At 48.8% G+C, this 1,276-nt stretch carries 3 protein-coding genes; all 3 read right to left on the bottom strand.

Going from position 1 to position 1,276, the window contains the following annotated elements:
* Positions 1-5: 5 nt before the first annotated feature.
* The 3 genes from F6K49_RS50055 to F6K49_RS50045 are packed head-to-tail and all read right to left on the bottom strand — an operon-like array spanning position 6 to position 927.
* Positions 6-344, bottom strand: a complete 339-nt coding sequence (locus F6K49_RS50055; RefSeq protein WP_293110279.1) for a hypothetical protein — start codon at positions 342-344, stop codon at positions 6-8.
* Positions 319-771 carry a helix-turn-helix domain-containing protein gene (locus F6K49_RS50050; RefSeq protein WP_293030367.1) on the bottom strand — a complete coding sequence of 151 codons (453 nt, stop codon included), beginning with the start codon at positions 769-771 and terminating at the stop codon, positions 319-321. The genes F6K49_RS50055 and F6K49_RS50050 overlap by 26 nt, the downstream gene beginning before the upstream one ends.
* An 18-nt stretch (positions 772-789) precedes the next feature.
* Positions 790-927: a hypothetical protein gene (locus F6K49_RS50045; RefSeq protein WP_293030364.1), complete on the bottom strand. Its 138-nt coding sequence runs from the start codon at positions 925-927 to the stop codon at positions 790-792.
* Positions 928-1,276 lie beyond the last annotated feature (349 nt).

The raw sequence follows: 1,276 nt of genomic DNA, 5'->3' as shown, positions 1-1,276 counted from the left end.
AAGAATTAAGAATTAAGAATTAAGAATCGGGAATCGGAACCCACCCCTACCCCCTCCCAGGAGGGGAACGGGAGTCGGGAATCGGGAATCGGGAGTGGGGAACAGGGAACAGGGAGCAGGGAACAGGGAACAGGGAACAGGAGTCGGGAGTCGGGAACAGTGGACAAGAATTCACGCCCCATCTCTCCATCTCCCCATCTCCCCATCTCCCTATCTCCCCATCTCCCTATCTCCCCATCTCCCCATCTCCCTATCTCCCCATCACCCCATCTCCCCGCGCCCCCGCCCCACACTCCCCCATCACCCCATCTCCCCTGCTCAGCTGCTAGCGGGGAAACTGCCACCAATGAAGTGAATATCACTGAAGGTTTCGATCCACAGACGAGCGCCACAATCGAGGGGATGATCTGGCTGATAGACAATCTTACAAGGACCGAGGATTTCGACTTCGTTGCCGTAGAGATTGGTACCCTTTCGTTTTACTGAAATCACTGGCTTCCGCTCTTCCCGGCTTTTGTGCATATTCGAGCCAATGTGATTGCGGTTGACATTAATCTTCGCTAAAGCCGGGGGACGACTGGTACGCCATTTGCCCTTCGGTCCACGGCTACCTTTGGTAATTTGTGGCAAATGGTTGAACAGAGGAATAATCCAGAATTTCCCACTTTTATAAGCACCCCTGACCCGACCCTTCTCTAGGAGTTGGCGCAATCGCCGAGACGAAATTCCTAACAGAGATGCGGCTTCAGTGGTACCAACACACTTGTTCATCAGTGGACTCCTCCTTAACTATTCCGATAATACTAGTTTAATGGAAAAAAAGAGAATTGACAAGGGGAATAGGGAATCGGGAATCGGGAATCGGGAATCAGGAGTCGGGAATTGGGAATTGGGAAATGCGATCGCGTAGCGGCTCCAAAGGAGCATCGCACTACTTCCCACTAATTTAGTTAATTAATTAGTGAGAACTTTTAGTACTTAAATTAATTGTGAGAATTTTTATTCCCTACTCCCTACTCCCTACTCCCTACTCCCTATTCCCTATTCCCTATTCCCTGTTCCCTGTTCCCTACTTCCAATTCGTTACAAAAATTTAAAACATATGTTATAATAGGCAATTTTTTGTGCTAAAATAAAACTGTGGTCGTTGTGCGACGTGAAAGCGTCTGAATGAATCGAAACCTGAAATGGTTTTCTGAGGAGTGCATCCCTCAGCCTGCCGAGATGAGAGGGGAAGAGTAATCGGAACCTGTGTGCAGATTCTCGATAAAGTCCC

Source organism: Moorena sp. SIO3I6, from assembly GCF_010672095.1.
Note: the sequence above shows the minus strand (reverse complement) of the source record. Positions and strands in the feature narration are given on the sequence as shown.